This is a genomic window from Bradyrhizobium sp. WSM3983 (assembly GCF_000473045.1).
Taxonomy (GTDB): Bacteria; Pseudomonadota; Alphaproteobacteria; order Rhizobiales; family Xanthobacteraceae; genus Bradyrhizobium.
In genome coordinates, this window is record NZ_AXAY01000004.1 from 112,796 (window position 1) to 139,212 (window position 26,417).

Annotated in this window: 24 protein-coding genes; 9 read left to right on the top strand and 15 right to left on the bottom strand. The window is 64.4% G+C overall.

The window, feature by feature from the left end:
* Position 1: 1 nt before the first annotated feature.
* Positions 2–826: a sulfite exporter TauE/SafE family protein gene (locus YUA_RS0107845; protein WP_027530170.1), complete on the top strand. Its 825-nt coding sequence runs from the start codon at positions 2–4 to the stop codon at positions 824–826.
* A 136-nt stretch (positions 827–962) separates the two neighbouring features.
* Here the strand turns inward: YUA_RS0107845 and YUA_RS0107850 are convergent, their stop codons facing one another.
* The 12 genes from YUA_RS0107850 to cysG form a co-directional block, all read right to left on the bottom strand.
* A complete protein-coding gene (locus YUA_RS0107850; protein WP_027530171.1) occupies positions 963–1,751 on the bottom strand; it encodes a 3-hydroxybutyrate dehydrogenase in 789 nt (262 codons plus the stop codon).
* 1 nt (position 1,752) lies between these two features.
* Positions 1,753–2,928, bottom strand: a complete 1,176-nt coding sequence (locus tag YUA_RS0107855) for a patatin-like phospholipase family protein (protein ID WP_027530172.1) — start codon at positions 2,926–2,928, stop codon at positions 1,753–1,755.
* Positions 2,929–3,006: 78 nt separating this feature from the next.
* Positions 3,007–3,510: a CAP domain-containing protein gene (locus tag YUA_RS0107860; RefSeq protein ID WP_027530173.1), complete on the bottom strand. Its 504-nt coding sequence runs from the start codon at positions 3,508–3,510 to the stop codon at positions 3,007–3,009.
* A 90-nt stretch (positions 3,511–3,600) separates the two neighbouring features.
* Positions 3,601–4,638, bottom strand: coding sequence for a sulfate/molybdate ABC transporter ATP-binding protein (locus tag YUA_RS0107865; RefSeq protein WP_027530174.1), 1,038 nt, complete (start codon positions 4,636–4,638; stop codon positions 3,601–3,603).
* The gene (gene cysW, locus YUA_RS0107870; protein WP_027530175.1) at positions 4,628–5,539 is read right to left on the bottom strand and encodes a sulfate ABC transporter permease subunit CysW; all 912 of its coding nucleotides are present in this window, start codon (positions 5,537–5,539) and stop codon (positions 4,628–4,630) included. Before cysW ends, YUA_RS0107865 begins: the two co-directional genes overlap by 11 nt.
* A 9-nt stretch (positions 5,540–5,548) precedes the next feature.
* Complete coding sequence (cysT, locus tag YUA_RS0107875; protein WP_084292241.1) at positions 5,549–6,385, bottom strand: sulfate ABC transporter permease subunit CysT; 837 nt, start codon at positions 6,383–6,385, stop codon at positions 5,549–5,551.
* A 33-nt stretch (positions 6,386–6,418) separates the two neighbouring features.
* A complete protein-coding gene (locus tag YUA_RS0107880) occupies positions 6,419–7,447 on the bottom strand; it encodes a sulfate ABC transporter substrate-binding protein (protein WP_084292243.1) in 1,029 nt (342 codons plus the stop codon).
* Between the two features lie 112 nt (positions 7,448–7,559).
* On the bottom strand, positions 7,560–8,285 hold the full coding sequence (locus YUA_RS0107885) for a phosphoadenylyl-sulfate reductase (RefSeq protein WP_027530178.1): 726 nt from the start codon (positions 8,283–8,285) through the stop codon (positions 7,560–7,562).
* Positions 8,282–8,797 (bottom strand): DUF934 domain-containing protein, encoded by a 516-nt coding sequence (locus tag YUA_RS0107890; RefSeq protein ID WP_027530179.1) that lies wholly within the window; start codon positions 8,795–8,797, stop codon positions 8,282–8,284. Before YUA_RS0107890 ends, YUA_RS0107885 begins: the two co-directional genes overlap by 4 nt.
* Positions 8,784–10,439 carry a nitrite/sulfite reductase gene (locus YUA_RS0107895; protein ID WP_027530180.1) on the bottom strand — a complete coding sequence of 552 codons (1,656 nt, stop codon included), beginning with the start codon at positions 10,437–10,439 and terminating at the stop codon, positions 8,784–8,786. The genes YUA_RS0107890 and YUA_RS0107895 overlap by 14 nt, the downstream gene beginning before the upstream one ends.
* 11 nt (positions 10,440–10,450) lie before the next feature.
* Complete coding sequence (locus tag YUA_RS0107900; RefSeq protein WP_027530181.1) at positions 10,451–10,768, bottom strand: DUF2849 domain-containing protein; 318 nt, start codon at positions 10,766–10,768, stop codon at positions 10,451–10,453.
* Positions 10,765–12,189 carry a siroheme synthase CysG gene (cysG, locus tag YUA_RS0107905; protein WP_027530182.1) on the bottom strand — a complete coding sequence of 475 codons (1,425 nt, stop codon included), beginning with the start codon at positions 12,187–12,189 and terminating at the stop codon, positions 10,765–10,767. The genes YUA_RS0107900 and cysG overlap by 4 nt, the downstream gene beginning before the upstream one ends.
* Positions 12,190–12,425: 236 nt before the next feature.
* On the opposite strand from cysG, the gene cysD reads away from it, so the two are divergent.
* From cysD to YUA_RS0107920, 3 genes are all read left to right on the top strand, one after another.
* Positions 12,426–13,220 carry a sulfate adenylyltransferase subunit CysD gene (cysD, locus tag YUA_RS0107910; RefSeq protein WP_027530183.1) on the top strand — a complete coding sequence of 265 codons (795 nt, stop codon included), beginning with the start codon at positions 12,426–12,428 and terminating at the stop codon, positions 13,218–13,220.
* A 20-nt stretch (positions 13,221–13,240) separates the two neighbouring features.
* Positions 13,241–15,178, top strand: a complete 1,938-nt coding sequence (gene cysC / locus YUA_RS0107915; protein ID WP_027530184.1) for an adenylyl-sulfate kinase — start codon at positions 13,241–13,243, stop codon at positions 15,176–15,178.
* Between the two features lie 291 nt (positions 15,179–15,469).
* The gene (locus YUA_RS0107920) at positions 15,470–17,635 is read left to right on the top strand and encodes a malate synthase G (RefSeq protein WP_027530185.1); all 2,166 of its coding nucleotides are present in this window, start codon (positions 15,470–15,472) and stop codon (positions 17,633–17,635) included.
* 69 nt (positions 17,636–17,704) lie between these two features.
* Here YUA_RS0107920 and YUA_RS47970 read toward each other — a convergent pair whose 3' ends face one another.
* Entirely contained in the window at positions 17,705–17,860 is a 156-nt protein-coding gene (locus YUA_RS47970; RefSeq protein ID WP_084292245.1) for a Thivi_2564 family membrane protein, read from the bottom strand.
* A gap of 274 nt (positions 17,861–18,134) precedes the next feature.
* Here YUA_RS47970 and YUA_RS0107930 point away from each other — a divergent pair, with 274 nt between their 5' ends.
* Both YUA_RS0107930 and YUA_RS0107935 read left to right on the top strand, forming a co-directional pair.
* Positions 18,135–20,228: a methyl-accepting chemotaxis protein gene (locus tag YUA_RS0107930; protein ID WP_027530186.1), complete on the top strand. Its 2,094-nt coding sequence runs from the start codon at positions 18,135–18,137 to the stop codon at positions 20,226–20,228.
* Between the two features lie 237 nt (positions 20,229–20,465).
* On the top strand, positions 20,466–22,559 hold the full coding sequence (locus YUA_RS0107935) for a methyl-accepting chemotaxis protein (RefSeq protein ID WP_027530187.1): 2,094 nt from the start codon (positions 20,466–20,468) through the stop codon (positions 22,557–22,559).
* Positions 22,560–22,564: 5 nt separating this feature from the next.
* On the opposite strand, the gene YUA_RS0107940 is transcribed toward YUA_RS0107935, so the two are convergent.
* Both YUA_RS0107940 and YUA_RS0107945 read right to left on the bottom strand, forming a co-directional pair.
* Positions 22,565–23,218 (bottom strand): DUF2865 domain-containing protein, encoded by a 654-nt coding sequence (locus YUA_RS0107940; RefSeq protein WP_027530188.1) that lies wholly within the window; start codon positions 23,216–23,218, stop codon positions 22,565–22,567.
* 19 nt (positions 23,219–23,237) lie between these two features.
* Positions 23,238–24,014, bottom strand: a complete 777-nt coding sequence (locus YUA_RS0107945; RefSeq protein WP_027530189.1) for a L,D-transpeptidase — start codon at positions 24,012–24,014, stop codon at positions 23,238–23,240.
* A gap of 218 nt (positions 24,015–24,232) precedes the next feature.
* Between YUA_RS0107945 and YUA_RS0107955 the strand changes: the two genes are divergently transcribed.
* The 3 genes from YUA_RS0107955 to YUA_RS0107965 all read left to right on the top strand — a co-directional run bounded on the left by YUA_RS0107955 (position 24,233) and on the right by YUA_RS0107965 (position 26,337).
* Positions 24,233–25,345 (top strand): AI-2E family transporter, encoded by a 1,113-nt coding sequence (locus tag YUA_RS0107955; RefSeq protein ID WP_027530190.1) that lies wholly within the window; start codon positions 24,233–24,235, stop codon positions 25,343–25,345.
* A 78-nt stretch (positions 25,346–25,423) separates the two neighbouring features.
* Complete coding sequence (locus tag YUA_RS0107960; protein ID WP_027530191.1) at positions 25,424–25,795, top strand: YqjD family protein; 372 nt, start codon at positions 25,424–25,426, stop codon at positions 25,793–25,795.
* Positions 25,796–25,884: 89 nt separating this feature from the next.
* Positions 25,885–26,337 carry a hypothetical protein gene (locus tag YUA_RS0107965; RefSeq protein ID WP_027530192.1) on the top strand — a complete coding sequence of 151 codons (453 nt, stop codon included), beginning with the start codon at positions 25,885–25,887 and terminating at the stop codon, positions 26,335–26,337.
* Positions 26,338–26,417 lie beyond the last annotated feature (80 nt).

Below are 26,417 nucleotides of genomic sequence, written 5' to 3' on the forward strand. Positions count from 1 at the left end.
CATGATTGATCCGCTTTACGTCGCCTCGGGATTCGGCGTCGGCCTGCTTGTCGGGCTGACCGGCGTGGGAGGCGGCTCCTTGATGACGCCGCTGCTGATCCTGCTGTTCGGAATCCACCCGACCACCGCCGTCGGCACCGACCTGCTGTATGCCGCCGCTACCAAGACCGGCGGCAGCATCGTGCATGGCTGGTCGCGCAGTGTGCACTGGCCGGCGGTGCTGCGGCTTGCCTGCGGCAGCATCCCGGCGAGCGCGCTGACGCTGCTGGTGCTGTGGAAGCTCGACCTCAGGGGCGATGCCGAGCGCAACCTGGTCAATCTGGTGCTATGCTTCGCGCTGATCCTGACCGCAACATCGCTGATCTTCCGCAAATCGATCATGGAGCGCTATCGCCGGCGCATGGAGCAGGTCAGCGAGCGCACCACGGTGATTGCGACTGTCATCACCGGCATCATGCTCGGCGTGCTGGTCTCGATTTCGTCGGTCGGCGCCGGTGCGGTCGGCGTGACCGTGCTGCTACTGCTCTACCCACGCCTGCCGATGGCGACCATCGTCGGCTCCGACATCGCGCACGCGGTGCCGCTGACGCTGGTGGCCGGCATCGGACACTGGATGCTCGGCTCGGTCGACTGGGCCCTGATGGGCGTGCTGCTGCTAGGCTCGCTGCCGGGCATCATCCTCGGCAGCTACAGCGCGACGCGCGTGCCGGAGACGGTGCTGCGCGTGGCGCTCGCCAGCGTCCTCATCGTGGTCGCCGGCAAGATCATGTTCGCGGAGCTGAACCTGCAATCCGCGATCGTGACGGCGTTGGCCTGGAGCCATTGAGCGGGAAGAGGCCGCCGCGGCCTCGGTGTCGTAAAGGTAGGCAAAGCGGAGCGTGCCCACCACTTTTTTTTCGATCAGGGAGAGATGGTGGGCACTGGGCTGACGCGCCTTTGCCCACCCTACGGCATCGTAGCCGTTACTCCGCGGTCCAGCCGCCGTCGATCGACAGGTTCGTGCCCGTGATCTGCGCGGCATCGTCGCTGCACAGGAACAGTGCGAGTGCTGCGACCTGCTCGGAAGTCACGAACTCCTTGGTCGGCTGCGCGTCGAGCAGCACGTCGTTGATGACCTGCTCGCGGGTGAGGTTGCGCGCCTTCATCGTATCGGGGATCTGCTTCTCCACCAGCGGTGTCCAGACATAGCCGGGGCTGATGCAGTTGGCGGTGATCTTGTGAGTTGCGACTTCCAGCGCCACGGTCTTGGTCAGGCCGGCAATGCCATGCTTGGCTGAAACGTAAGCCGACTTGAAGGGCGAGGCGACCAGCGAGTGCGCGGACGCGGTGTTGATGATGCGGCCCCAGCCCTTCTTCTTCATGCCGGGGACGGCGGCGCGGATGGCATGGAAGGCCGAGGACAGGTTGATCGCGATGATCTGGTCCCACTTCTCCGGCGGGAATTCCTCGATCGGCGAGACGAACTGGATGCCGGCATTGTTGACGAGGATGTCGACCGAGCCGAACGACTTCTCGCCCAGCGCAATCATCCCGGCGATCTCGGCCGGCTTGGTCATGTCGGCGGGCGAGTAGACTGCCTTGACGCCGAAATCGGACTCGATCTTGGCGCGTTCCTTCTCGATATCCTCGGGTGAACCGAAACCGTTGATCACGACATTGGCGCCGGCAGCCGCAAAGGCGCGCGCATAGGCGAGCCCGATGCCGCTGGTCGAACCGGTCACGACGGCGTTCTTGCCTGACAGAGTACCCATATTATTCGCTCCTTTTTGGCGGGGGCGCGGTGACGTCCCCGGTGAGATCGTAGGTCACCATGGTCTCGCCGGACTGCGGCCTCTCGAGCCAGTCCTTGTGGCGCATCGACAAATGCACATCGCGCACGCCGCTTTCCCAGTGCTCGACCATGGCGACATGCGAGAAGTCGTAGTCCTTGGACGAGGATTCGTAGTTCTTGCTGCGATAGATCAGGTGCACCACGGTGACCGTGCTTTCGCGCGAGATCTTCGCGAGGAATTCGACTGACGGGTCGTTCTTCAGATAGTCCGGCAATTTGCCGATCAGGTCGCGCACGGCACGGCGCGCGTTGTGGATCTGCTTGTTCTTGTCGGTGTTCATCCGCGTGCGGCTGGAGAAGCGGATGTCCTTCTCGCGCTCGGTGGCCTCGAGCAGCGAATTCGGCAGGTCACCGCGGGCGCTGAACAGATCGACCTGGAAGATCAGCATGTCGCGATTGACCTCGGCATCGAGCACGAAGTCGAGCGGCGTGTTGGAGGCGATGCCGCCGTCCCAATAATGCTCGCCGTCGATCACGACCGACGGAAAGCCCGGCGGCAGCGCGCCGGAGGCCATGATGTGCTCGGGACCGATTTTCTTGCCGAGCTTCTTGAACTCGTAATTGTCGAAATATTTGAAGTTGCCGGAGGTAACGCCGACGGCCCCGACCGACAGGCGCGTCTTCAAATCATTGATGCGGTCGAAGTCGACCAGATGCTCCAGCGTCTTCTTCAGCGGCGCGGTGTCGTAATAGCTCTCGGCCTGGGGGCTGCCCGGCGGCCAGAGCGGCGCAGGCGGAATGCGCGGCGTGAAGAAACCCGGCACGCCGAAGGTGGCGATCAGCGCAGCGCTGGTGGAATTGAACAGCTCCCGGCTGTGGTCACTCTTGCCGAGCGGCTTCCATGGCACCGGCTTGGAGACCATCTCCCAGAATTCCTTGAGCCGCTTGACGCGGGTCTGGCCCTCATTGCCGGCGATGATGGCGGCATTGACGGCGCCGATCGAGATGCCGGCAACCCATTCCGGCTCGAAGTCGAAATGGCACAGCGACTGATAGGCGCCTGCCTGATAGGAGCCGAGCGCACCGCCGCCCTGGAGAACCAGGACGCGCTGAGCCTTCGCGGGGACTGTTGCGACTTCCGGGCTGTGATCTGTCATGCAGGAACAATAGCAAAAGGCGAGCCACCGTGGCGACAGTCTGCCGCGGCGTCAATGCATTCCGGGATCAAGTCTGGCTTATCGGGGGTCCGTCGAAGCCAGGATCATGGTCCAGAACACCTTGTACTTGGTGCCTGGAGCATAGCCCGCCGCTATGCCCAATTTTGTGACACCGCTCTTGAGCATATTGGCGCGGTGGGGCGGCGAGTCGCGCCAGCCGGAAAACGCTTCCGCCAGCGTATGATAGCCGGCCGAGACGTTCTCGACCGCCACCGTCGCAGGGTAGCCGCCGGAAGCAAGGCGCTTGGCGAGCGGCGCGCGGACGTCGTGGTCCATCTTGTTGGCCGCCGCCATGGCTTGGGACTGGGATTCGGCGAGCCGCATCAGATCGGAGTCGATGACGACGGTGCCGAGCCCGTTGTTCTGGCGGTATTGCGAGATCATGATCGCGGCCGCCGGCGCATCAAGCTTGGCGCCCGGGACCGACATGTCGGCATACATCGACGGCTGCTGGACCGGCGCTTCGTTGCCGGCACAGCCGGCGAGAAGCAAAGTGATGAGAATTGCGGCCGCAGCGCGCATGAATCGAGGCCCCCAGAGGAAGGGCCGTTGTTGCATACCAACCGTGGCTGAAAGGTGAATTTTGAGGAAAATTCGACCCGATAAGGCCGCTCAGGCGTTCGCAAAAATGCGGTAGCGGCGGGGCTCGAGGCCAATGGTGTCGCCGGCGCGCAGTTCCCGGTCGCGGGGGGCGTCGATCTCGATGGTCTCGCCGCCGGACAATGCGACCTCGGTCCGCTGCACGGGGCCGAAATTCCGGACGTGCTGGACCGCGCCCTCGAAGGCGCCCGAGCCGGGCGGACCGACCAGCATGTCGTGTCGCCGTACGAACAGTTTTGACGCGCCAGACGCCAGGCCGTCTGCTGCAAGATTGAGCTGGCGGTCGCCGAGCCTGATCACGCCGCCCTCGACCTGAACCGCAAGCTCGACGGATTCGCCGATGAAGCCGTGGACGAAGGCGGTCGCCGGGGTCTCGTAGACCTCGTCGGGCGAGCCGATCTGCTCGATCCTGCCCTTGTCCATCACGACGACACGGTTGGCGACTTCGAGCGCCTCCTCCTGGTCGTGGGTGACGAAGATCGAGGTGACATGGATCTCATGGTGCAGCGAGCGCAGCCATTTGCGCAGCTCTTTGCGCACCTTGGCATCGAGCGCGCCGAAGGGCTCGTCGAGCAGCAGGATGCGCGGCTCAATCGCGAGCGCGCGGGCGAGCGCGATGCGCTGGCGCTGGCCGCCGGAGAGTTGACTCGGATAGCGGTCGGCGAGCCAGTCGAGCTGCACGAGGTCGAGCAGCTCCTTGACCCGCCTGCGGATTGTCGCCTCGTCCTTGCGGACCGCACGCGGCTGCACGCGCAGGCCGAAGGCGACGTTCTCGAACACGCTCATGTGGCGGAACAGCGCGTAGTGCTGGAACACGAAGCCGACATGACGTTCGCGCGCGCCCTGCGCCAGTGCGTCCTCGCCGTTGAAGGCGACCTCGCCGGAATCGGGCCAGTCGAGCCCGGCGATGATCCGCAGGAGCGTGGTCTTGCCGGAGCCGGAGGGACCGAGCAGCGCGAGCAGCTCGCCGTCATTGACTTTGAGGTCAACGCCGTCGAGCGCGGCAAAACTACCGAACTTCTTGACGAGATTTCTGACTTCAATCGTCATTGATGTCGTGTCCTTCGTCGAGGTGACGTTCGAGAATTGTCTTGGCGATCAGCGTGATCAGCGCCAGCATTGCGAGCAGCGAGGCGATCGCAAACGCCGCGACGAACTGGTATTCGTTGTAGAGTATCTCGACCAGCAGCGGCATGGTATTGGTCTCGCCGCGGATGTGGCCGGAGACGACGGAGACCGCACCGAACTCGCCCATCGCGCGCGCGTTGCAGAGCAGGACGCCGTAGAGCACGCCCCATTTGATGTTGGGCAGCGTGACGCGGAAGAAGGTTTGCAGGCCGGAGGCGCCGAGCGAGATCGCGGCCTCCTCCTCCTGCGTGCCCTGCTCCTGCATCAAGGGGATCAGCGCGCGCGCCACGAAGGGGAAGGTCACGAAGGTGGTGGCGAGCGCGATGCCCGGCACCGCGAACAGGATCTGGATGTCGTGATCCCTCAGCCAGCCGCCGAAATAACCCTGTGCGCCGAACAGCAGCACAAAGACCAGGCCCGAGATCACCGGACTGACGGAGAACGGCAGGTCAATCAGCGTGATCAGGAAAGTCTTGCCTGTGAATTCGAACTTGGCGATCGCCCAGGCGGCGACGAGACCGAAGATGAGATTGAGGCTCACCGAGATTGTGGCGACCACCAGCGTCAGCTTGATCGCAGCCAGCGCCTCCGGTTCTGCGAGCGCGGCGAGATAGGCCAGAATGCCTTTCGAGAAGGCTTGCGCGAACACCAGAACCAGCGGCAGCACGATGAAGACCGATAGGAACACGATCGCCAGCGCGATGATGGCGATGCGCACCGCCTTGGGCTCGGTGCGGAGATTGTTGCGCGCGGCGGCGGCATGCGCGCGCGCCTTTGCGGCGGATTGTGAGAGCGAGACTGGCTCTGCAATCTGCATTGTCATGCTTCGCCCTCAGCGCGCCGGGACCCGGTTCTGCGCCCAGCGCTGCAACCGGTTGACCGCGAAGATGATGACGAAGGAGACGACGAGCATGACCGCCGCGATGGCGGTCGCATCGGCACAGCGGAATTCGGAGAGCCGGATCACGATCAGCAACGGCGCGATCTCTGAGACATTTGGCAGATTGCCGGCGATGAAGATCACCGAGCCGTATTCGCCGACCGCGCGCGCAAAGGCGAGCGCGAGCCCGGTGAGCAGCGCCGGCGCGAGTGAGGGGAGGATCACGCGGATGATGGTCTGCCAGCGGCTGGCGCCAAGGCTGCCCGCAGCCTCCTCGATCTCGGGGTCAAGATCCTGCAGCACCGGCTGCACGGTGCGCACCACGAAGGGAATGCCGATGAAGATCATCGCGACGAAGATGCCGACCGGCGTGAACGCCACCTTGATGCCGAGCGCCGCAAGCGGCGCACCTAGCCAGCCCTTCTCGGCGAACAGCGCGGTCAGCGCGACGCCCGCAACCGCCGTCGGCAGCGCAAAGGGCACATCGACGATGGCATCGAACAGCCGCCGGCCCGGGAAGCGGTAGCGCACCAGCGCCCAGACGATGATGCTGCCCATGACGAGATTGACGCAGGCTGCAGCAAAAGCGAGGCCGAAGGAGACACGGAGCGCGTTCAGGGTGCGGCGGCTGGAGAGGATGTTCCAGAACTGCTCGGGGCTGAGCTCGAGCGATTTCAGGAACAGCCCGGCGAGCGGAAGCAGGATGATGACGGACAGCCATGTCAGCGTCAGTCCCATCGTGAGACTGAAGCCCGGCAATGTCCGTCGTCGTGCTGCGATTACGCTCACCCGGCCCCCTACTGCCCCTCCGACAGCGCCAGATCAGTTCTTGTAGATCTGATCAAAGACGCCGCCGTCGGCAAAATGTTCCTTCTGCGCCTTGGTCCAGCCGCCGAACAATTCGTCGATCGTGAACAGCTCGACCTTCGCGAAGGCGTTTTCATACTTTTTTGCGATCTCGGCATCGCGCGGACGGTAGAAGTTGCGCGCGGCAATCTCCTGCCCTTCCTTGGTGTACCAGTACTGGAGATAGGCATCGGCAACATTGCGGGTGCCTTTCTTATCGGCAACCTTGTCGACGATCGCGACGGGCGGTTCCGCGAGGATCGAGAGCGGCGGTGCCACGATCTCGAATTTCTCCGGGCCGAATTCCTTCAGCGCGAGATAGGCCTCGTTCTCCCAGGCGAGCAGCACGTCGCCGACGCCGCGCTCGACGAAGGTCACGGTCGCACCGCGCGCGCCGGTGTCGAGCACCGGTACCTGCTGATAGAGTTTTCCGATGAAATCCTTGGCCTTGTCGGCCGAGCCGTATTTCTTCTGCGCAAAGCCCCAGGCCGCCAGGTAATTCCAGCGCGCACCACCCGAGGTCTTCGGGTTCGGCGTGATCACGGCGACGCCCGGCTTGAGCAGGTCGTCCCAGTCCTTGATGCCCTTGGGATTGCCCTTGCGCACCAGGAAGACGATGGTCGACGTGTAGGGTGATGAATTCTGCGGCAGCCGCTTCTGCCAATCTGCCGCGATAAGGCCCTTGCCGGCGATGGCGTCGATGTCATAGGCGAGCGCGAGCGTCACCACATCGGCCTGCAATCCGTCGATCACCGCCCTCGCCTGCGAGCCGCTGCCGCCATGCGACTGCTTGATCTCGACGCTCTTGCCGGTCTCCTTCTGATAGGCGTTCGCGAACGCCTTGTTGAACTCGACATAGAGCTCACGCGTCGGATCATACGACACGTTCAAGAGGTTGATATCAGCAGCGAGAGCCGCGCTCGCCAAGAATCCCGTCGCGAGAAGCGCTGTTGCGAGAAGTCCTGCAGCGAGCGGAACGATACGACGCATCATGTCCATCTCCATTCACTTCGACGACGTCAATGTCAGCGAAGGCATGCAGGCGAAACTCGCGGCGAAAGGCTCTCAAGTCAACGGAACCGGATTTCCTTGTTCGTAGCCGCGCAACTCGACTGTGCTACGAAGTCTTCATCGTGTGGATGCCGCATTCTGTCTTGGCGCGGCCGCGCCAGCGACCGGCGCGCTCATCCTCGCCCTCAGTCGTTCTGCTCGTGCAAGGCATACACCCAACCGAGCGAAAACCGGACGCCGCAAGTGGATGACGCGGCAATTTGGCGCGGACGAAGATCGCTTCGAGTTCCTCACGCGAGACATTGGCGAACGGGTTGAACTTCAGCCGCGCACCATCGTCCTCGACGACCGGAATGTCGGTGCGCGCATTGCCCTGGAAGCGCTTGCGGCCGTTGAGCCAGGCCGAAAACGGCTTCAGCGCACGCGCCAGTGGCTCGACTTTACGAATACGGCAGCAGGCGTCGGGATCGGAGAACCAGAGGTCGCGGTCGGGATCTTCGCGCGACAGCGTCTGCTCAGCCGGCTTGACCGAACGAACGTCCTTCAGCCCCAGCATTGCGACGAGCGTGTCGCGATAGGCCAGCGTCTCCTCGAACAGCCAGCCGGTGTCGAGAAAGATCACCGGGATTGCCGGATCGACATCGGCCACCACCTTGAGCAGCGTCGCCGATTCCGTGCCGAAGGACGACAACAGCGCGAGATTGTCGCGCCCGACAGCCTTCAACGCGGCCGCGACGACCTCCGCGGGAGACGCATCGCGCAAGGTGCGATCGAGCTCTGCCGCGGAAGGCAGTGTGGAAACAGACGAGATCTGAGGCGCGATGGCGTTCACGTGCCGACCCCCTCGGAGTGACGCAGCTGCATGCGCCGGTGCAGCGCCGTGATGCGGCCGTCGCCGGTCGGCTGGTAGAACACCGAATAGCGCTTCGCGGTCTGCATGAAGGCTTCCGCGTCGGCCTGCTTCTTTACCTCGAAAGAATCGAAGCCGGCACGCAGCATGAACACGAACTGGTCGCGCAGGATCTGGCCGGTCGCGCGCAAATCGCCCCGATAATTGTAGCGCTCGCGCAGCAGCCGCGCCTGGCTATAGGCACGTCCGTCACGGAAGGTCGGGAACACCAGCGCAACCGTGGCGACCTTGCCGAGATAGGGCACGAGCCCGTCGATATCGCGGTTGTTCGGCCAGATCACGCCGACTTTGCCGGCGCGCTTGAGCAACGCCTCCGCCTCGCCGACGAAACGCTCCGCGGGAACCAGGATGTCGCCAGCTTCAGGCAGCGGCGTGTCGACCGCGAGTTTGACAAAACTGTCGTCGACGATTTTCCCGCCGTTAACGAGTGGCATAGACGCGCTCCTTGAAGGGTTCGACGCCGAGGCGCTTCACCGTGTCGATGAACAGCTCCTCCGGCCGCTCGCGCAGCGCCAGATAGGCTTCCACGACGTCCTCGATGACGTCGGCGACTTCGTCGAACTTGACGCCGGGGCCGATCAGATTGCCCAGCGCAGCACCCTCATCGGCGCGACCCCCGATGGTGATCTGGTAGACCTCCTCGCCGTTCTTCTCGACGCCGAGAATGCCGATATGGCCGACATGGTGATGGCCGCAGGCGTTGATGCAGCCGGAGATGTTGATGTGGAGCCGGCCGATCAGATTGGCGAGCTCATGGTTGGCGAAGCGCCGCGTCAGCTCCTGCGCGATCGGGATCGAGCGCGCATTCGCCAGCGAGCAATAATCGAGCCCCGGGCAGGCGATGATGTCGGTGATCAGGTTGACGTTCGGTGTCGCCAGCCCAAGCTTGTCGAGCGCCTTCCACAACGCCGGCAGATCGCGCTTGGCAACATGCGGCAGCACCAGGTTCTGTTCGTGGCCGACGCGGATCTCACCAAAGGAATATTTGTCGGCGAGATCGGCCAGCGCATCCATCTGCTCGGCCGTGGCGTCGCCTGGAGGCGCGCCGATCGGCTTCAACGAGATCGTGACGATGGAGTAGCCCTGCACCTTGTGCGGCGACACCGAATTCTTGCGCCACGCCTCGAAGTCCGCGTCCGCCGCGGCCTGACGCAGCTCGTCCGGCATGTGCGGCAGCTTCTCGTAGTTCGGATAGGTGAAGCGCGAGCGGATGTCCTCGATCACCTCGTCATCGATCTGGAGCGAGGAATTGCGGATGTGCTGCCACTCGTCCTCGACCTCGCGCGAGAATTTTTCGATGCCGAGCTCGTGCACCAGGATCTTGATGCGCGCCTTGTAGATGTTGTCGCGGCGGCCGTACTGATTGTAGACGCGCAGGATCGCCTCGATATAGCTGAGGATATCGCGGCCGTGGACGAAGTGCTTGATGGTCTTGCCGATGAATGGCGTGCGGCCGAGACCGCCGCCGACCAGCACCTCGAAACCGGTCTCGCCCTTCTCGTTCTTAATCAGCTTCAACCCGATGTCGTGGATCTTGATCGCGGCGCGATCATGATCCGACGCGGTGATCGCGATCTTGAACTTGCGCGGCAGGAACGAGAATTCCGGATGCAGCGTGGTGTGCTGACGGATCAGCTCCGACCAGATGCGCGGATCCTCGATCTCGCCGGGCGCGACTCCCGCCCACTGGTCCGAGGTGACGTTGCGCATGTTGTTGCCGGACGTCTGCATCGCATGGATGCCGACCTCGGCGAGATCGGCGAGCGCATCCGGCAGCTCGGCGAGCTTGATCCAGTTGAACTGGATGTTCTGCCGCGTAGTGAAGTGGCCGTAGCCGCGGTCGTATTTGCGCGCGACATGGGCGAGCGCCCGCAACTGGTTCGAGGCCAGCGTCCCATAGGGGATCGCGACGCGGAACATGTAGGCGTGCAGCTGCAGATAGACGCCGTTCTGAAGCCGCAGGATCTTGAACTCGTCCTCGGTCAGCTCGCCCGAGAGGCGGCGCTTCACCTGGTCGCGGAACTCCGAGACGCGCTCGTTGACGAGCGTGCGGTCGATTTCGTCGTAAGCGTACATAAGTGAATGCCTTAAACTTGGGCCGGCTGTCCGATGGTGACGCCCGTTTGGCGTATCTGTTCACGCAGATTGCCGGGTTCGATCTTGCCGTCCGCGCCAACCTGCACCGGGGCGATATAGGGACCGATCGCGCCGACGTCATCGGCCACGGACTCCGCGAGCAAGGCCTTTGCCTCGTCGGAGTTGCGCACGATCGCGGCTTCCGACAGGTCCGCGGACCAGCTCTTGGCGGCGGTGCGATACACCACGATACCGTCCCAGGTGCGGTTGGCGGTCACGACCGAAGGGCCGGCGATTTTGATCTTCTTCTGTTCAAGCGGGGAGGTCATTCGGCTGCATCCAATAGGTCAGAGATGATTTGCTTTGGGGATTGACGGCGCAGAGACCCGGCATGCCGGACCACATCGCCGATGATGAGAATGGCGGGACCACCATTGGTCCGCTTTACGAGCTCGGGCAGGTCTCGCAGCGTGCCGATCGCGCCCTGCGCGTCCGGCCGCGTGACGCGGGCGAACACGCCGACCGACGTCTCCGGCGAACGGCCCGCGGCAAACAGGCCGGCGCGAACGGCGGGCGCAGCGCTCATGCCCATGTAGACCACGACAGTCATCTTGGTGTCGGTCAGTGTCGACCAATCCACCGTCTCCGCGTCGCGCGCCTTGTGCGCTGTGAGGAAGGTGATGCGGGTTGCTTCGTGACGATAGGTGAGCGGCACCTCGAAATCGGCGGCGCCGCCGAGTCCCGCTGTAATGCCGGGGATGATCGAATAGGCAACGCCTGCCGCGCGGAGGGCTTCCATCTCTTCGCCGCCGCGGCCGAACACGAAGGGATCGCCGCCCTTCAGCCGCACCACGCGCTGGCCAGCTTGCGCGGCCTCGATCATGCGCTTGTTGATGGCGTCCTGGCCGATGCCGGGCTTGCCAACGCGGCGGCCGACGGCAACGCGCGTGGTGTCGCGACGGATGCGGTCGAGAATTTCCGGAGAGACCAGCTCGTCATGGAAGACGATGTCGGCATCCTGCAATGCGCGCAGCGCCTTGATGGTCAGAAGATCGGGATCGCCGGGGCCGGCACCGACCAGCGCGACCGAGCCTTCCGGCTTCTCGGCGCGCGCGAAATCGGACGGATCTGAGATCGCCTTGAGCGCTGCGTCCGCTTCGCCTTTGCGGCCGGCCAACACGGCAGCGCCGATCGGACCGTCGATCACGAGCTCCCAGAAGCGGCGGCGCAGCGGAAATTCGGCAATGCGCTCATTGATGGACTTGCGGAAGCCGCCGATGAACTCGGCAAGCTCGCCGATGCGCGCCGGCAGCAGCGCCTCGATCTTCTCGCGCACGCGCCGCGCGACCACCGGCGAGGTGCCGCCGGTGCCGACCGCGACCACGACATCGCCGCGATCGACGATCGCCGGGAAGATGAAGCTGGAATGTTCGAGATCGTCCATGACGTTGACCGGCAGGCCAAGCGACTTCGCCCGCGCCGACATCGCCACGCCGACATCACCCGCGCCCGCACAGACAATAGCGATGACACCGGCAAGATCGGCCGTCAGTGGATCGCCCGTCGCAAACTCAATACGCGCCGCATCATCGGAGCTCAGGCCCAGCTCATGATTGCCGTCGATCGCATGCACGCGGATGCGCGCACCGGCAGCGGCGAGCACGCGCAGTTTTGCGCGCAAAAGCTCACCCCCGCCGATGAGCACCACCGGACCGTTACTGAGATCGAGGAACACCGGCAAGAACCGCATACGATACTCGCTTGCCCCACATTCGGGGTTGACTGGAATTATTTTCTATATATGTGTCGTTTCGAGCGCGCAAAGAGAAAATTTTTTCTTCTCTTCTGCATCGCAACTATAGAAAATTCGCCTCCAAACGCAAAGTGGCAGAGATGCATCTTCTCAGGACCGATTCTGGTGCAGATGGCCGGGACTCCCGCGCCGCCGTTTCCGAGCAAATTCCCGTCGCGCTGACCGCCCCCAGCATGGACCATCTCGACCAGCTGGAAGCGCAGAGCGTCTACATATTCCGGGAGGCCTTCGCCCGCCTGAAGAAGATCGCCCTGCTGTGGTCGCTCGGCAAGGACTCCAACGTCATGATCTGGCTGGCGCGCAAGGCGTTCTTCGGCCGCCTGCCGTTCCCCGCCCTCCATGTCGATACCGGCAAGAAGTTTCCGGAGATGTATCGGTTCCGCGATCACTACGGGAAAGAGTGGGAGCTCGATCTGCGCGTCGAGCCCTGCCCGCCCATCGATGCCGTCGACCCAACGCTGCCGCCTGCCGCCCGTTCCGCCGCGCGCAAGACCGAAGGCCTCAAGATGGCGCTGGCCAAGTACGGCTTCGACGGCCTGATCGCCGGCATCCGCCGCGACGAGGAAGCCACCCGCGCCAAGGAGCGCGTGTTCTCGCCGCGCGGTCTCGAAGGCAATTGGGACGTGCGCGACCAGCCGCCGGAGTTCTGGGATCATTTCAACGCGTCGCCGCCGCAGGGCGCTCACTTGCGCATTCACCCGATCCTGCATTGGACCGAGGCGGACATCTGGGCCTACACCAAGCGCGAGAACATCCCGATCATCCCGCTATATCTCGCCAAGGACGGCAAGCGCTATCGCTCGCTGGGTGATCAAGACATCACCAATCCGGTCTCATCGACCGCGACGAACATCGACGAGATCCTGATCGAGCTCGAACAGACCAAGGTGCCGGAGCGCGCCGGCCGCGCGCTCGACCACGAGACCGAGGACGCTTTCGAGCGCCTGCGCGTCGCCGGTTATCTCTGATCCAAGGACGCATCGCGGCTATGAACATGCTCGTCACCCCCGCTTCGCCTGCCACGCCGAATGGCACCACGTCGATGCCAAATGGCACGACGCGACCGCAGGTCCGCATCGTCATCGTCGGCCATGTCGACCACGGCAAGTCGACGCTGGTCGGCCGCCTCTTGCACGAGACCGGCAGCCTGCCTGACGGCAAGCTGGAAATGCTCAAAGCCGTCAGCGCGCGGCGCGGCATGCCGTTCGAGTGGTCGTTCCTGCTCGACGCGCTGCAGACCGAGCGCGATCAGGGCATCACCATCGACACCACGCAGATCCGCTTCCGCACCAATTCACGCGACATCGTGCTGATCGACGCGCCCGGCCATGCCGAATTTTTGCGCAACATGATCACCGGCGCCTCGCAGGCCGACGGCGCGGTGCTGATCATCGACGCGCTCGAGGGCGTGCGCGACCAGACCAGGCGGCACGGCTATCTCCTGCATCTGCTCGGCGTGAAGCAGGTCGCTGTCGTCGTCAACAAGATGGACCGTGTCGATTTCTCCGCCGATCGCTTCAAGGAAATCAGCGACGAGATCTCCGCGCATCTCAACGGCCTCGGCGTGACGCCGACTGCGATCATCCCGATCTCCGCACGCGACGGCGACGGCGTCGCCGACCGCACCGACCGCATCGGCTGGTACAAAGGTCCGACCGTGGTCGACGCGCTTGATCGGCTCGAGCCAGCGCGGCCGCTGGAAGCGTTGGCGCTGCGCCTGCCGGTGCAGGCGATCTACAAGTTCGACGACCGCCGCATCGTGGCGGGCCGTATCGAATCCGGCAATCTCATTGCAGGCGACGAGATCGTGATCATGCCGGCCGGCAAGATCGCGAAGATCAAGACAGTCGAGAGCTGGCCGGTGACGCCGATCGCGGGACGGCAGGGCGCCGGCCGCTCGGTCGGCATCACGCTGGACCGCGAATTGTTCGTCGAGCGCGGCGACATCATCGCGCATGCCAGCGCCGCCCCGCGCGAGACGCGCCGTCTGCGCGCACGCATCTTCTGGCTGCACGACAAGCCGCTCGCCAAGGGCGATCAGCTTCTGGTCCGCTGCGGGCCGAAGGAAAGCCGCGCCACTGTCGTCGCGATCGAGAAGGCCGTCGACCCCGGCGAGCTCGAGAGCCGCGAGAACAAGGCGATCGGCCGCAACCATGTCGGCGAGATCGACATCTCCCTGTCCAATCCGATCGCGACCGATCCCTGCACCGAGAATCCGCGCACCGGCCGCCTCGTGATCGAGGTCTCCGGGCGCATCGCCGGCGGCGGCCTGGTGCTATCGGTAGATGCCGGCCAGCGCGCCGTGCCGGTCGACATCGTGCCCGTGGAATCGGCGCTGCGGCCCGACGAGCGCTCCGCGCGATATCGCCACAACGGGGCCGTGGTCTGGCTCACCGGCCTGCCGGCGTCCGGCAAGTCAACACTGGCGAAGGCGCTGGAGCGGCGACTGTTCACCAATGGCGGCTCGCCGATCCTGCTCGACGGCGACACAGTGCGGGCCGGGCTCAACAGCGATCTCGGCTTCTCCGCCTCCGACCGCAGCGAGAACATCCGCAGGCTTGCCGAGGTCGCGACGCATCTCGCCCGCAACGGCCATATCGCCATCGTCGCCGCCGTCTCGCCCGCCCGCGAGGACCGCGCCACCGCACGCCGCATCGCCGACACCGCGTTCCGCGAAATCCATGTCGCGACACCGGCCGAGATCTGTGAGGAGCGTGACCCCAAGGGCCATTACAAGAAGGCCCGCGCCGGAGCGCTTGCCTCCTTTACGGGCATCGGCAACGACTACGAGGTGCCACAAGCGGCAGAGCTCGTGATCGATACGTCGACGCGGACGGTTGCGGACGCGGTCGATGAGATCGAGCAAATGCTGAAGACGACCGGCGTATTGTTCGACGAGCTCGTGGATCTCGCGGCGAATATTTGAATCCGCCTATTCCCCCGCTGTCGTCGCCCGGCTTGACCGGGCGACCCAGTATTCCAGAGACGGCGTTGGGATACGGAGAAGCTGCGGCGTACTGGATTCCCCGCCTTCGCGGGGAATGACAGCGGTGCGCTGGGCCGCCACCCTTCTTGACATTTTGACAAATCCTAGGGGTCTTCTCACCGCCCCGATTTTGGGGCTAATAGGTCTCGAAAGCCGTCCCTCGTGGCCGCATTTTGCTGCTGTCGGGTCAAAAGCAGCCAAAAACAGCCATTTCCAACAAGAAAGACCATCATGAAACGCGTCGACGCCCACGGATTGAAGATCGCCCCCGTCCTTTTCGATTTCATCGCCAAGGAAGCGGCCCCGAAAACGGGGATCGCGCCGGATGCGTTCTGGGCCGGGGTTGCCGCCATCATCAGGGAGTTGGGGCCGAAGAACCGGTCGCTGCTCGCGTTGCGCGACTCGCTGCAGGCCAAGATCGACGACTGGCATCGCGCCAACAAGGGCAAGACGTTCGACCTCAACGCCTATACCGCCTTCCTGAGGGAGATCGGCTATCTCGTCCCTGAACCGGCGACGCAGAAGGTCGAAACCGCCAACGTCGATGAGGAGATCGGCACGATCTGCGGCCCGCAGCTCGTCGTGCCCCTCACCAATGCGCGCTACGCGCTGAACGCGGCGAATGCGCGCTGGGGCTCGCTCTATGACGCCTTCTACGGCACCGACGCGATCCCGCACGATCCGTCCGAGAGCGGCAAGGGCTACAACAAGGCACGCGGCGACAAGGTCATCGCCAAGGCCAAGACTTTCCTCGACGCCGCCGTGCCGCTCGCAACCGGCAGCCACACCGACGTCACCGCCTATAGCGTCGTCGCGGGGCAGCTCGCAGTGAAGCTCAAGAGCGGCAACGCCACCGCACTGAAGAACGCCGCGCAGTTCGCCGGCTTCCAGGGCGATGCGGCCGCGCCAAGCGCGGTGCTGCTCGTCAACAACGGCCTGCATGTCGAGGTGAGGATCGACCGCAGCAGCACGATTGGCAAGGACGATCCGGCCGGCGTCGCCGACATGATCATGGAATCTGCCGTGTCGACCATCCTCGACATGGAGGACTCGGTCGCGGCCGTCGACGCCGAGGACAAGGTGTTGGTCTATCGCAACACGCTGGGCCTGATGAACGGCACGCTGTCGGCGGACTTCGAAAAAGGCGGCAAGACGTTGACGCGTTCGCTCAACGCCGACCGCTCCTACAAGACGCCGGACGGCAACGGCGAGGTCAAGCTGCACGGCCGCAGCCTGCTCTTGATGCGCAATTGCGGTCACCACATGTTCACCGATGCGGTGCTGGACGAGACCGGCGAGGAAGTTCCGGAAGGCCTGCTCGATGCCGCCGTCTCCGGGCTTCTTGCCATTCATGACTTGAAAGGCAACTCCAAGGTCAAGAACAGCCGCACGGGATCTGCCTATATCGTCAAGCCGAAGATGCACGGCCCGGACGAGGTGTCGCTCACCTGCGAGATCTTCGATCGCGTCGAGAAGATGCTGAGCCTGCCCGAGAACACGCTCAAGGTCGGCATCATGGACGAGGAGCGGCGCACCACGGTCAATCTCAAGGCCTGCATCCAGCGCGCCTCCAAGCGCATCATGTTCATCAATACCGGCTTCCTCGACCGCACCGGCGACGAGATCCACACCTCGATGGAAGCGGGTCCGATGATCCGCAAGAACGAGATGAAGGCGCAGGCCTGGATCAAGGCCTATGAGGACTGGAACGTCGACATGGGCCTGATCGACGGCCTGCCGGGTCACGCCCAGATCGGCAAGGGCATGTGGGCTGCCCCCGACAAGATGGCGGACATGCTGCAACAGAAGCTCGCCCATCCGCAGGCCGGCGCCACCACGGCATGGGTCCCCTCGCCGACCGCCGCGACTTTGCACGCCCTGCACTATCACCAGGTCAACGTGACCGCGCGCCAGCAAGAGCTGACCAAGGGCGGTCCGCGCGCGAAACTCTCCGACATCCTCACCATTCCGGTGTCGAAGTCGAACTGGGCGCCCGACGACGTCAAGCAGGAGATCGACAACAACTGCCAGGGCATTCTGGGCTACGTGGTGCGCTGGATCGACCAGGGCGTCGGCTGCTCCAAGGTACCGGACATTCATGACGTCGGCCTGATGGAAGACCGCGCGACCTTGCGCATCTCCAGCCAGCATCTCGCCAACTGGCTGCACCAGGGCGTGATCACCGAGGCGCAGGTGATGGAATCGCTCAAGCGCATGGCCGTCGTCGTGGACAAGCAGAATGCGGGCGACGCCATCTACAAGCCGATGGCGCCCGCCTTCGACGGCACGGCCTTCAAGGCCGCCTGCGACCTGATTTTCAAGGGCCGTGAGCAGCCGAACGGCTACACCGAATACATCCTCACCGCCCGCCGCCGCGAGGCGAAAGCGGCCAGCTGAGCTCGATCAATCCAATGCCAAAAGCCCCGGCGCAAGCCGGGGCTTTTTTGCTGGGGATCAGATCGCCCGCTAGAACACCGCGAGGTATTTCAGCAGCGACACGATGCCGATGATGATGACGACGACGCGCGCGATCTGCTTGGCGCGGCCGTCCATCGGCAGCATGTTGATGAGATAAAGTACGAGGATGATGACGAGAAAGGTGACGAGTACGCCGACCAGCATCGCAGGGCCCCCTTCAGGCAAATTGCTAACGAAGTCCTAACGCCTGCCTCGCGCGTCGGTTCCATTCGCGCAACCCCTTACAACTTCTGGTAAATGCGTAATTCTACCGGCGGCCCCTCAGCCTAAAACTTTACCCTTTTCGTTTCAGATATCGAAACCGTACGGCCTGCGCGCCGCGATCGGCATGCGATTGCCGATGCTGCCGTCCCCCGTTTCTCGATTTTGCCGGGGCGTTTTTGACGAGCTTTTGAAATGGGAATTTGGGGGGACTTCGATGCTCAATCGTCTGACCGTGTCCGCGCTGTTGAAGACAGTGATCGCGATCACGTCGATCTGCGTGGTGATCGCACTCTCGCTCACCGCCTACGAGTCCTGGGATCGCCTCAAGACCGCCAACCGCATCTCGGCGATCGCCGACGCCTCCGCCGATCTGTTCAAGGCGATGCACAATCTGCGCACCGATCGCTCGACCACCTCGCGGCTGCTGAACGCCACCGAGCCGATGGATTCCGAGATCGAGAAGTACCTCCGTGCGCTACGTGATGCGCAGATGCCGGCAATGGCACGCGCGCTCGAGCTGCTGCCGAGCATGGACTTCCCGCGATCCGGCACGCTGGTACCGGAGCTCGCGCGCCTCAACAAATTGCTGATCGAGGAGCAAAAGGAGTTCTGGGAGAACGTGGCCAAGCCCAAGGACCAGCGCCGTGCCGGCCTGACCAAGGAATACATGGAGACGACGCAGGGCCTGCTCGACGTGCTCGACAATCTCTCGAACGCGCTGGCCGCGACCGTCAACCACCTGGATGCCGAAATCGACCAGCTGCTGTCGATCAAGCAGAACGCCTGGCTGCTGCGCAACACCGCTGGCGAAGCCTCGCTGATCGTCTCGACCGGACTTGCCGCCGGCAAGATCACGCTGGAGGGGCGCTACAACTATACCCAATATGTCGGCGGAACGAGCGCGATGTGGAAGGCGCTGGAATTGTCGACCTCGGGCATGCAATTGCCGCCCGCGCTCGCCTCCGCCATGGCCGGCGCCAAGACCGCCTATTTCGAGCCGCAATATCTGAGCCTGCGTGATCGCCTCGCGGACACGCTGGCCAAGGGCGAGAAGGCCGAGCTGACCGCCAACCAGTGGAGCCCGCTCACGGTCGGCCGCATGGCGAGCGCGGTCGCGGTGGCCGAAGGCGCCCTCGACGCGGCACGAGCCCATACGCTGGAGCAGCGCGGCGCCGCTCAGCGCGCGCTGATCGTCCAGCTGGTGCTGCTGGCACTCGCCATCGGGCTTGCCGTCGGCGCGATCATGCTGGTCAGCCGCCGGGTCATCACTCCGCTCAACATAATCCGTGATGCCATGATGAAGGTCGCCGGTGGCGACCTTGCGATCGACAGCGGCTATCTCGACCGTCAGGACGAGATCGGCTCGCTCGCCGGTGCACTGGAAACCTTCAAGCAGCAGGCCACCGACAAGTTCAAGATTGAGGAACACGAGCGCGAGCGCAATGCGGGCGCCGCCGCGCGCCAGCGCGCAGTGGAAGCCTATGTCGGGGAGTTTGAGGGCGCGGTGCGCAAGACGCTGGGCGAGCTGAATGACGCCTCCGGCCGCATGCGCAAGACCTCGGGCGATCTATCCGCCGTCTCGCGCCAGACCAACGATCGCGTCCAGGTCGCCGGCAATGCCTCCAACGACGCCTCCATGAGCGTCGACAGCGTCGCGGCGGCAGCGGAGGAGCTCTCGGCCTCGATCAACGACATCAGCCAGCAGGCCGCGCACGCCGCCGGCATTGCCAGCCGGGCCGTGACGCAGGCGCGCGAGACCGACGGCACCGTGCAGGGCTTGCAGAAGTCCGCAGGCCGCATCGGCGAGGTCGTCGGCCTCATCAACACCATCGCCGCGCAGACCAATCTGCTCGCGCTCAACGCCACCATCGAAGCCGCACGCGCCGGCGAAGCCGGGCGCGGCTTTGCTGTCGTCGCCTCCGAAGTGAAATCGCTGGCGAGCCAGACGGCGAAAGCGACCGAAGAAATCTCCGAGCAGATCGCAGACATCCAGAAGGTCGCCGGCGATGCCATCCACGCGATCCAGACCATCGGCGGCATCATCGGCGAGGTCAACGAGGTCGCGACCGCGATTGCGGCCGCCGTGCAGGAGCAGGGCGCGGCGACGCAGGAGATCACGCGCAGCACCCAATATGCGGCGCAGGGCACCAAGAACGTCTCGGACAACATCACCGGCGTGAAATCGGACGCGGACGCCGCAGCCGCGGCCGCGGACAATGTGAAGAGCGCCTCGGAGATGCTCGAGACCCAGAGCAACCAGCTCGGCCACGAGGTCACCGATTTCCTCGGCAAGATCCGCGCGGCATAAGGCACGCTGCCACTGTCGTCCTGGCGAAAGCCAGGATGACGTGGAGATGCAGTGGATCCCTGCCTACGTAATTTTACGGCAGAAACACTGTCTAAGTTTTTACCCTTTTCAGGCCAAATGCGATCGGAGCGCCTGCCGGAGGCAGGTGCGCCTGATTGCGCGCATCCCTCTGGTTTCGAAGTTCGTGGGGCTGCCGTTCTGGGGCCATGAACTTCGAAACGCGTACCGGGGTGTCCGATGCTCAACCGCTTGACCGTATCCACGCTGCTGAAAGCGGTAATCCTCTCCACCGCCCTGGTCGTCGTCATCGGCTTCTCGATCAACGCATGGAGCTCGCGGGGCCGGCTGCAGCAGGCCAACCGGATCGTCGCGGTTTCGGCGGCTTCGGCCGAGGTGTTCAAGGCGATGGCCAACATCCGGGCCGACCGCTCGACCAGCAATCGGCAGCTCACCTCCGACGTCCCGATGGACAAGGACATCGAAAAATACATCCGCGATATCCGCAAAGCGCTGATGCCCGCGCTGGCCCGCACGCTCGAGATCCTGCCGACCACCGATCTCGCCCAGCGCGATTCGTTCCTCGCCGATCTCGGCGGGCTGAACAGGACGCTGCTCGCAGAGCAGGTCGAGTTCTGGACCGAGGCCGTCAAGCCGCGCGCCGATCGCCGCGCAGCCCTTGCCAAGGAATATGTCGCGACCGAAGACGCGCTGATGGCGCAGCTCGAAAAGCTGGCCGGTGCGCTCGCCGCAAGCGTCAACCATCAGGACGCCACCATCGACCAGCTCCTGACCATCAAGCAGATGGCCTGGCTGTTGCGCAGCAACGCGGGCGAATCCTCGCAGATCGTCGGCAACGCGCTCGGCAGCGGCAAGATCACGCCGGAATTGCAGCTGGCCTACACCAAATTCGTCGGCGGCACCGACGCCGCCTGGACCGCGATCGAGCTTGCCGCCTTGAGCATGCAGCTGCCGCCGGCACTGGCGTCCGCGATCTCCGAGACCAAGTCGACCTATTTCGACCCGCAATATGCCGGCACGCGCGACGGCGTCATCGCGGCGATCGCCAAGGGCGAGAAGGCGTCGATGACCGCCAACCAGTGGAGCCCCTATTCGGTGCCCCGCATGATGACAGCGGTGAAACTCGCCGATGCCGCCCTGCAAGCCGCCAAGGATCATTCCGCGGCCCAGCGCGCCAACGCGGTTCAGTCGCTGATCATCAACTCCGCCCTGCTCATCGCGGCCATCGTCCTGACCAGCGCCGCGATGCTCGCGGTCAGCCGCCGCGTGATCTCGCCGCTGCATCGGATTCGCGACGCCATGCTCAAGGTCGCCGGCGGCGACCTTGGCGTCGACAGCGGCTATCTCGACCGTCACGACGAGATCGGCTCGCTCGCCGGTGCGCTGGAGACCTTCAAGCAGCAGGCGATCGACAAGCTCAAGATCGAGGAGCAGGAGCGCGAGCGGAATGCGGGCGCGGCTGCACGGCAGCGCGCGATGGAGACGTATGTCGGCGAGTTCGAAGGCGTGGTGCGCAAGTCGCTCGGCGAGCTGAGCGATGCTTCGGCCGAGATGCGCAAGACTTCAGGCGATCTCTCGGCGGTGTCGCGCCAGACCAACGAGCGCGTCGAGGTCGCCGGCAAGGCCTCCAACGACGCCTCCACCAGCGTCGAGAGTGTCGCGGCGGCCGCCGAGGAGCTCTCGGCCTCGATCAACGACATCAGCCAGCAGGCAGCGCATGCCGCGGGCATCGCGAGCCGCGCCGTCAACCAGGCTCGCGAGACCGACGGCACCGTGCAAGGTTTGGCGCAATCCGCAGGCCGCATCGGCGAGGTCGTCGGCCTGATCAACACCATCGCGGCGCAGACCAATCTGCTCGCGCTCAACGCCACGATCGAGGCCGCCCGCGCCGGCGAGGCCGGCCGTGGTTTTGCGGTCGTTGCATCCGAAGTGAAGTCGCTGGCCAGCCAGACCGCGAAGGCGACGGAAGAGATCTCGGAACAGATCGCCGACATCCAGAGGGTCGCGGGCGATGCCATCAACGCGATCCAGGCGATCGGCGGCATCATCGGCGAGGTGAACGAGGTCGCCACCGCGATTGCCGCCGCCGTGCAGGAGCAGGGCGCGGCCACGCAGGAAATCACCCGCAGCACGCAATACGCCGCGCAGGGCACCAAGAACGTGTCCGAGAACATCACGGGTGTGAAGGCCGACGCCGACACCGCAGCCGGTGCCGCCGACAACGTCAAGCAGGCCTCGCAGATGCTGGAGACCCAGAGCCGCCAGCTCGGCGATCAGGTCAGCGATTTCCTCGGCAAGATCCGCGCGGCGTAGGGGCCCTACTCCTTCGCCACCACCGGCATCTGCCGGAATTTTGCGCGGATCTTGTCCGGCAACGGCGAGAAGTTCATCGCGACACCGCGGCGATCGTCGGCGTTGCGGTTGGCGACGACGAGGCCATCGCTACCTGCAACGATATCGCCCTTGCGCAAGGTCGGATCGTCCTCGGCCTTGAGCGAAGCGAGGCCGGCCGGATCCTTGCCGTTGCAGGTACACCCTGAAACGATCTCGTTGCGATAGCGGAAGGCATTCGGCAGGTCGGAATAGGACTTGCCGCTGTCGGTCGTGGCGTCGTCGATATTGCTGCCATAGACCAGAGAGGTCTCTGACGCCGGGCAGAAGCTCTTGCAGGATTGCGCCTTGCTCTCGGCGTCATTGCCTTGCGCGGGGAAATAACGCCCGTCACAGCCGCGCACGCAATAGGCCGGGCCGCCACCATAGGACGCGCGCTGGCGCGGGGCGTCGTAGCGCGGCATGTCGTCGTTGGGGAACGGCATCCGGATCTCCGGCGGCGGCCGCATGCGGAAGCCACCGAACAGCGCCGAGAAGAAATCCTCCGCATGCGCCGCAGGGGTCAGCGTGAGGCCGAGGCAAGCGATCGTGACGAACGCGGCCGTTCCGCCCACAAGCTTGCTGATCGAACGTCTCATCATGTAACCTCACCTAAATCTCTTAGTCCACCGACGCCGCCGCCGAAATGTTCAACGCCTGGCGGCCCGTGGGCAGCGTCGTCACCGTCGGCCGCTTGCGCACGGGATCACCGCCGCGCGCCATCAGCGGCGCATTCTTCGGCAGCACCACAACCCTGGCGCCGACACTGACGCGGCTGAAGAGGTCGCTGACATCTTCATTGGTCAGACGGATGCAGCCGGAGGAGACGAACTTGCCGATCGTGGTCGGATCGTTGGTACCGTGGATGCGGTATTGGCTGGAGCCGAGATACATCGCGCGCGCACCCAGCGGATTGCCGGGGCCACCGGCGACGAAGCGCGGCAGATAGGGCTGACGCGCGATCATCTCTGCCGGCGGATGCCAATCCGGCCATTCCGCCTTGCGGGTGATGCTCTGCACGCCCGACCAGGTGAATCCCTCGCGACCGACACCGACGCCGTAGCGAATGGCGCGCCCGTTACCAAGCACATAGTAAAGATAGGTGTTGGCGGTATCGATGACGATGGTGCCGGCAGGCTCGTTGCGATCGAAGCTCACGATCTGCCGGCGCAGCCGATCCGGCAGCGCCGCATCCTCGTCAGCCGCCTGCGGCGCCGCGCTCGCATAGCCCTGCGAAGAGTAGGTCGGGTCCTGGGGATAGGCCTGCGGCTGCATCGGCGCGAAGCCAAGCGTTTGCGCCTGAGCCGCGAACGGCACGGTCAGCAAAGCTGCCGCAAAGGCACAAGCGGAGACGACGCGCGGCGAGAAGCTGCGACGGATTACGGAGAACTTGATCATGTGCTGCCCCGTTGGATGTGTGCATCTGGGTGATGCTGCAGTCCCGTAAACGCAGCATTCTCGACTCAAGTTCCGCCCTCGCGCGCGGCCGTGATGTCACAGTCAAGCGAGCGCAACTTCACGAAGGCGCGATGGAACCGCCGCGCCATTGGGACGTTTTCCCGATCAACAATGGGCACTGGGCGTACGGGTAGGGCCTCCGTGCGGGGAGAGAGATTGTGCGCGTCCTTCCCAGTGAACGCCTGATTTCCGGCAACAGCGAAGGCGTCCCGCTTCCCGAAAGCCGCAGCGAGCTGCCACCAGTCATCCGGCGCACCGAGTTCGTTGCCTTTGCGCTTGCCGGTCTGCTCCTGATCGCCGTCGTCGCGGTGCTCTATGTCGCCAAGGCGTTCTTCCTGCCGGTCGTGATGGCCATCGTCGCCGGCACCATGCTGTCGCCGGCCGCGACGTTCCTGGAAAAGCGGGGGGTGCCGCGCGCCGTCGGCGCCGTGCTCATCGTGATCGCGGTGACCGCGCTGGTCGCGTTCGTGTTCGCGCTGATCGCTGCGCCGGTCATGGAGTGGAGCTCGCGCCTGCCGGAGCTGGGCGCGCAGCTCAAGGAAAAGATGCACGTCTTCGACCGGCCTCTGGCGCTGTGGCAGGAGCTTCAGACCATGGTCGGCGGCTCCGACGGGCTGCCAAGCGTCCAGCTTCCCAAGATTGAATGGGTGCAACCGACGCTGGAATTCCTGTCGCCGACCTTCGCTGAATTCCTGCTGTTCTTCGCCACCCTGATCCTGTTCATTGCGAGCTGGCGCGATTTGCGGCGCGCGCTGATCATGACGTTCGGCGAGCGCGATGCGCGGCTGCGCACATTGCGGATTCTGAACGAGATCGAAGTCCATCTCGGCAACTACCTGCTGACGGTGACCATCATCAATGTCGGTGTAGGCGTCGCGGCCGGCCTCGTCTGCGCGGTCACCGGCATGCCCAATCCAGCCGGCCTCGGCGCGCTCGCGGCGACCCTCAACTTCATCCCGATCATCGGGCCGGTCGCCATGTTCGTCGTGCTGGTCGTGGTGGGGCTGGTCGCCTTCCCGACAATCGGCGGCGGCCTGATGGCGGCGCTCGCCTTCGGCGGCATCACCTTCCTGGAGGGGCACTTCGTCACGCCGACCATCATCGGCCGCAAGCTGGCGCTGAATGCGCTCGCCGTGTTCATCGCTCTCGCTTTCTGGACCTGGCTGTGGGGGCCGCTGGGCGCGTTCCTGTCGTCTCCGCTGCTGATCGTCGGGCTGATCCTGAAGGAGCACCTGTTGCCGGAGAATTGGCCGCAGCTACCGCAGGAGTGACCGGTTTCCACGGACGGAACTTACCCGATGACGAAACGTTTTCCGGCTATCTCAGCCGCCAACAGTTCGGAGCTCCTGATGTCAATAGCCGATGGCGAAGCCAAGATGAGAGACTGGCCCGACAAAGCCACCGCAGAACGCCTCGAGAAGGATGTAGCAGCCGTGAAAAGCGATATCGCAGCCCTCACCGACCAGATCACCGACGCGCTCAACACGTTCGCCAGTTCCACGGGCAAGCAGGCCCGGCGTGGGTACAAGCAGGCGCGCGACAACATGGATTCGACGCTCGACGACTTTTCGGAGCGCGGCAACGCCATGATGGACGCGGCGCAGGATGCCTATGGCTCAATCGAGGAGACGCTGGAAGACGCGATCACCCAACGGCCGCTCGCGACCGTCGGTGTTGCGCTCGGCATCGGCTTCCTGATCGGCTTCGCCTGGCGCCGCTAGGACAAGCGATGGGTTTCGAGGTCACGACGGCCTCCGCCGCCGTGACCGGCACGTGACGATTGGCCTGTGGGGATCTGAGGAGCAAGACCGTGTTTCAGCGCATCATCGACGGCATCAGCGCATCGACGGGCACGACAATGCGGCTGACATCGCTGGCGGCAGGTGCGGCGTTCGCCCTGTTCATCACCACATGCTTCCTCTGCGCCGCCGCCTTCATCTCGGTGCTGGAAAAATACGGCCCCGTGCAGGCCTGCCTGACAGGTGCCGGCATCTTCTTCCTACTGACGCTTGCCGCAGCAGGAAGCTATTGGGGCTACAAGCGGGAAATGCGGACGCGCGCGCGCATTGCCGCCGAGCGCGCCGCAAGGGCGGCGCCGAGCTTGCTCGCCGATCCCATGCTGCTCGCGACAGGTTTGCAGCTCGTCCGCGCCATCGGCATCAAGCGGCTCTTGCCGATCCTGGCCATCGGCGGCGTCGCGCTCGGAATCATGGCAAGCCGAGCCGGCACTGCGGATGAGACTTCGGCCGAGCCGGCCGAATAAGAGGCGCGACCGCATTAAGAAAGTTGCGCTGCCGACCGGACGAACAAGCTGGCAGGAATTCAACGGCCCATCTCTGCGCA

Bases quoted from the DNA above. Each gene is read 5' to 3' on its own strand.
- YUA_RS0107845 (WP_027530170.1), top strand. From the start codon at position 2: ATGATTGATCCGCTTTACGTCGCCTCGGGATTCGGCGTCGGCCTGCTT.
- YUA_RS0107850 (WP_027530171.1), bottom strand. From the start codon at position 1,751: ATGGGTACTCTGTCAGGCAAGAACGCCGTCGTGACCGGTTCGACCAGC.
- YUA_RS0107855 (WP_027530172.1), bottom strand. From the start codon at position 2,928: ATGACAGATCACAGCCCGGAAGTCGCAACAGTCCCCGCGAAGGCTCAG.
- YUA_RS0107860 (WP_027530173.1), bottom strand. From the start codon at position 3,510: ATGCGCGCTGCGGCCGCAATTCTCATCACTTTGCTTCTCGCCGGCTGT.
- YUA_RS0107865 (WP_027530174.1), bottom strand. From the start codon at position 4,638: ATGACGATTGAAGTCAGAAATCTCGTCAAGAAGTTCGGTAGTTTTGCC.
- cysW (WP_027530175.1), bottom strand. From the start codon at position 5,539: ATGACAATGCAGATTGCAGAGCCAGTCTCGCTCTCACAATCCGCCGCA.
- YUA_RS0107880 (WP_084292243.1), bottom strand. From the start codon at position 7,447: ATGGAGATGGACATGATGCGTCGTATCGTTCCGCTCGCTGCAGGACTT.
- YUA_RS0107890 (WP_027530179.1), bottom strand. From the start codon at position 8,797: ATGCCACTCGTTAACGGCGGGAAAATCGTCGACGACAGTTTTGTCAAA.
- YUA_RS0107895 (WP_027530180.1), bottom strand. From the start codon at position 10,439: ATGTACGCTTACGACGAAATCGACCGCACGCTCGTCAACGAGCGCGTC.
- YUA_RS0107900 (WP_027530181.1), bottom strand. From the start codon at position 10,768: ATGACCTCCCCGCTTGAACAGAAGAAGATCAAAATCGCCGGCCCTTCG.
- cysG (WP_027530182.1), bottom strand. From the start codon at position 12,189: ATGCGGTTCTTGCCGGTGTTCCTCGATCTCAGTAACGGTCCGGTGGTG.
- cysD (WP_027530183.1), top strand. From the start codon at position 12,426: ATGGACCATCTCGACCAGCTGGAAGCGCAGAGCGTCTACATATTCCGG.
- cysC (WP_027530184.1), top strand. From the start codon at position 13,241: ATGAACATGCTCGTCACCCCCGCTTCGCCTGCCACGCCGAATGGCACC.
- YUA_RS0107920 (WP_027530185.1), top strand. From the start codon at position 15,470: ATGAAACGCGTCGACGCCCACGGATTGAAGATCGCCCCCGTCCTTTTC.
- YUA_RS47970 (WP_084292245.1), bottom strand. From the start codon at position 17,860: ATGCTGGTCGGCGTACTCGTCACCTTTCTCGTCATCATCCTCGTACTT.
- YUA_RS0107930 (WP_027530186.1), top strand. From the start codon at position 18,135: ATGCTCAATCGTCTGACCGTGTCCGCGCTGTTGAAGACAGTGATCGCG.
- YUA_RS0107935 (WP_027530187.1), top strand. From the start codon at position 20,466: ATGCTCAACCGCTTGACCGTATCCACGCTGCTGAAAGCGGTAATCCTC.
- YUA_RS0107940 (WP_027530188.1), bottom strand. From the start codon at position 23,218: ATGATGAGACGTTCGATCAGCAAGCTTGTGGGCGGAACGGCCGCGTTC.
- YUA_RS0107945 (WP_027530189.1), bottom strand. From the start codon at position 24,014: ATGATCAAGTTCTCCGTAATCCGTCGCAGCTTCTCGCCGCGCGTCGTC.
- YUA_RS0107960 (WP_027530191.1), top strand. From the start codon at position 25,424: ATGTCAATAGCCGATGGCGAAGCCAAGATGAGAGACTGGCCCGACAAA.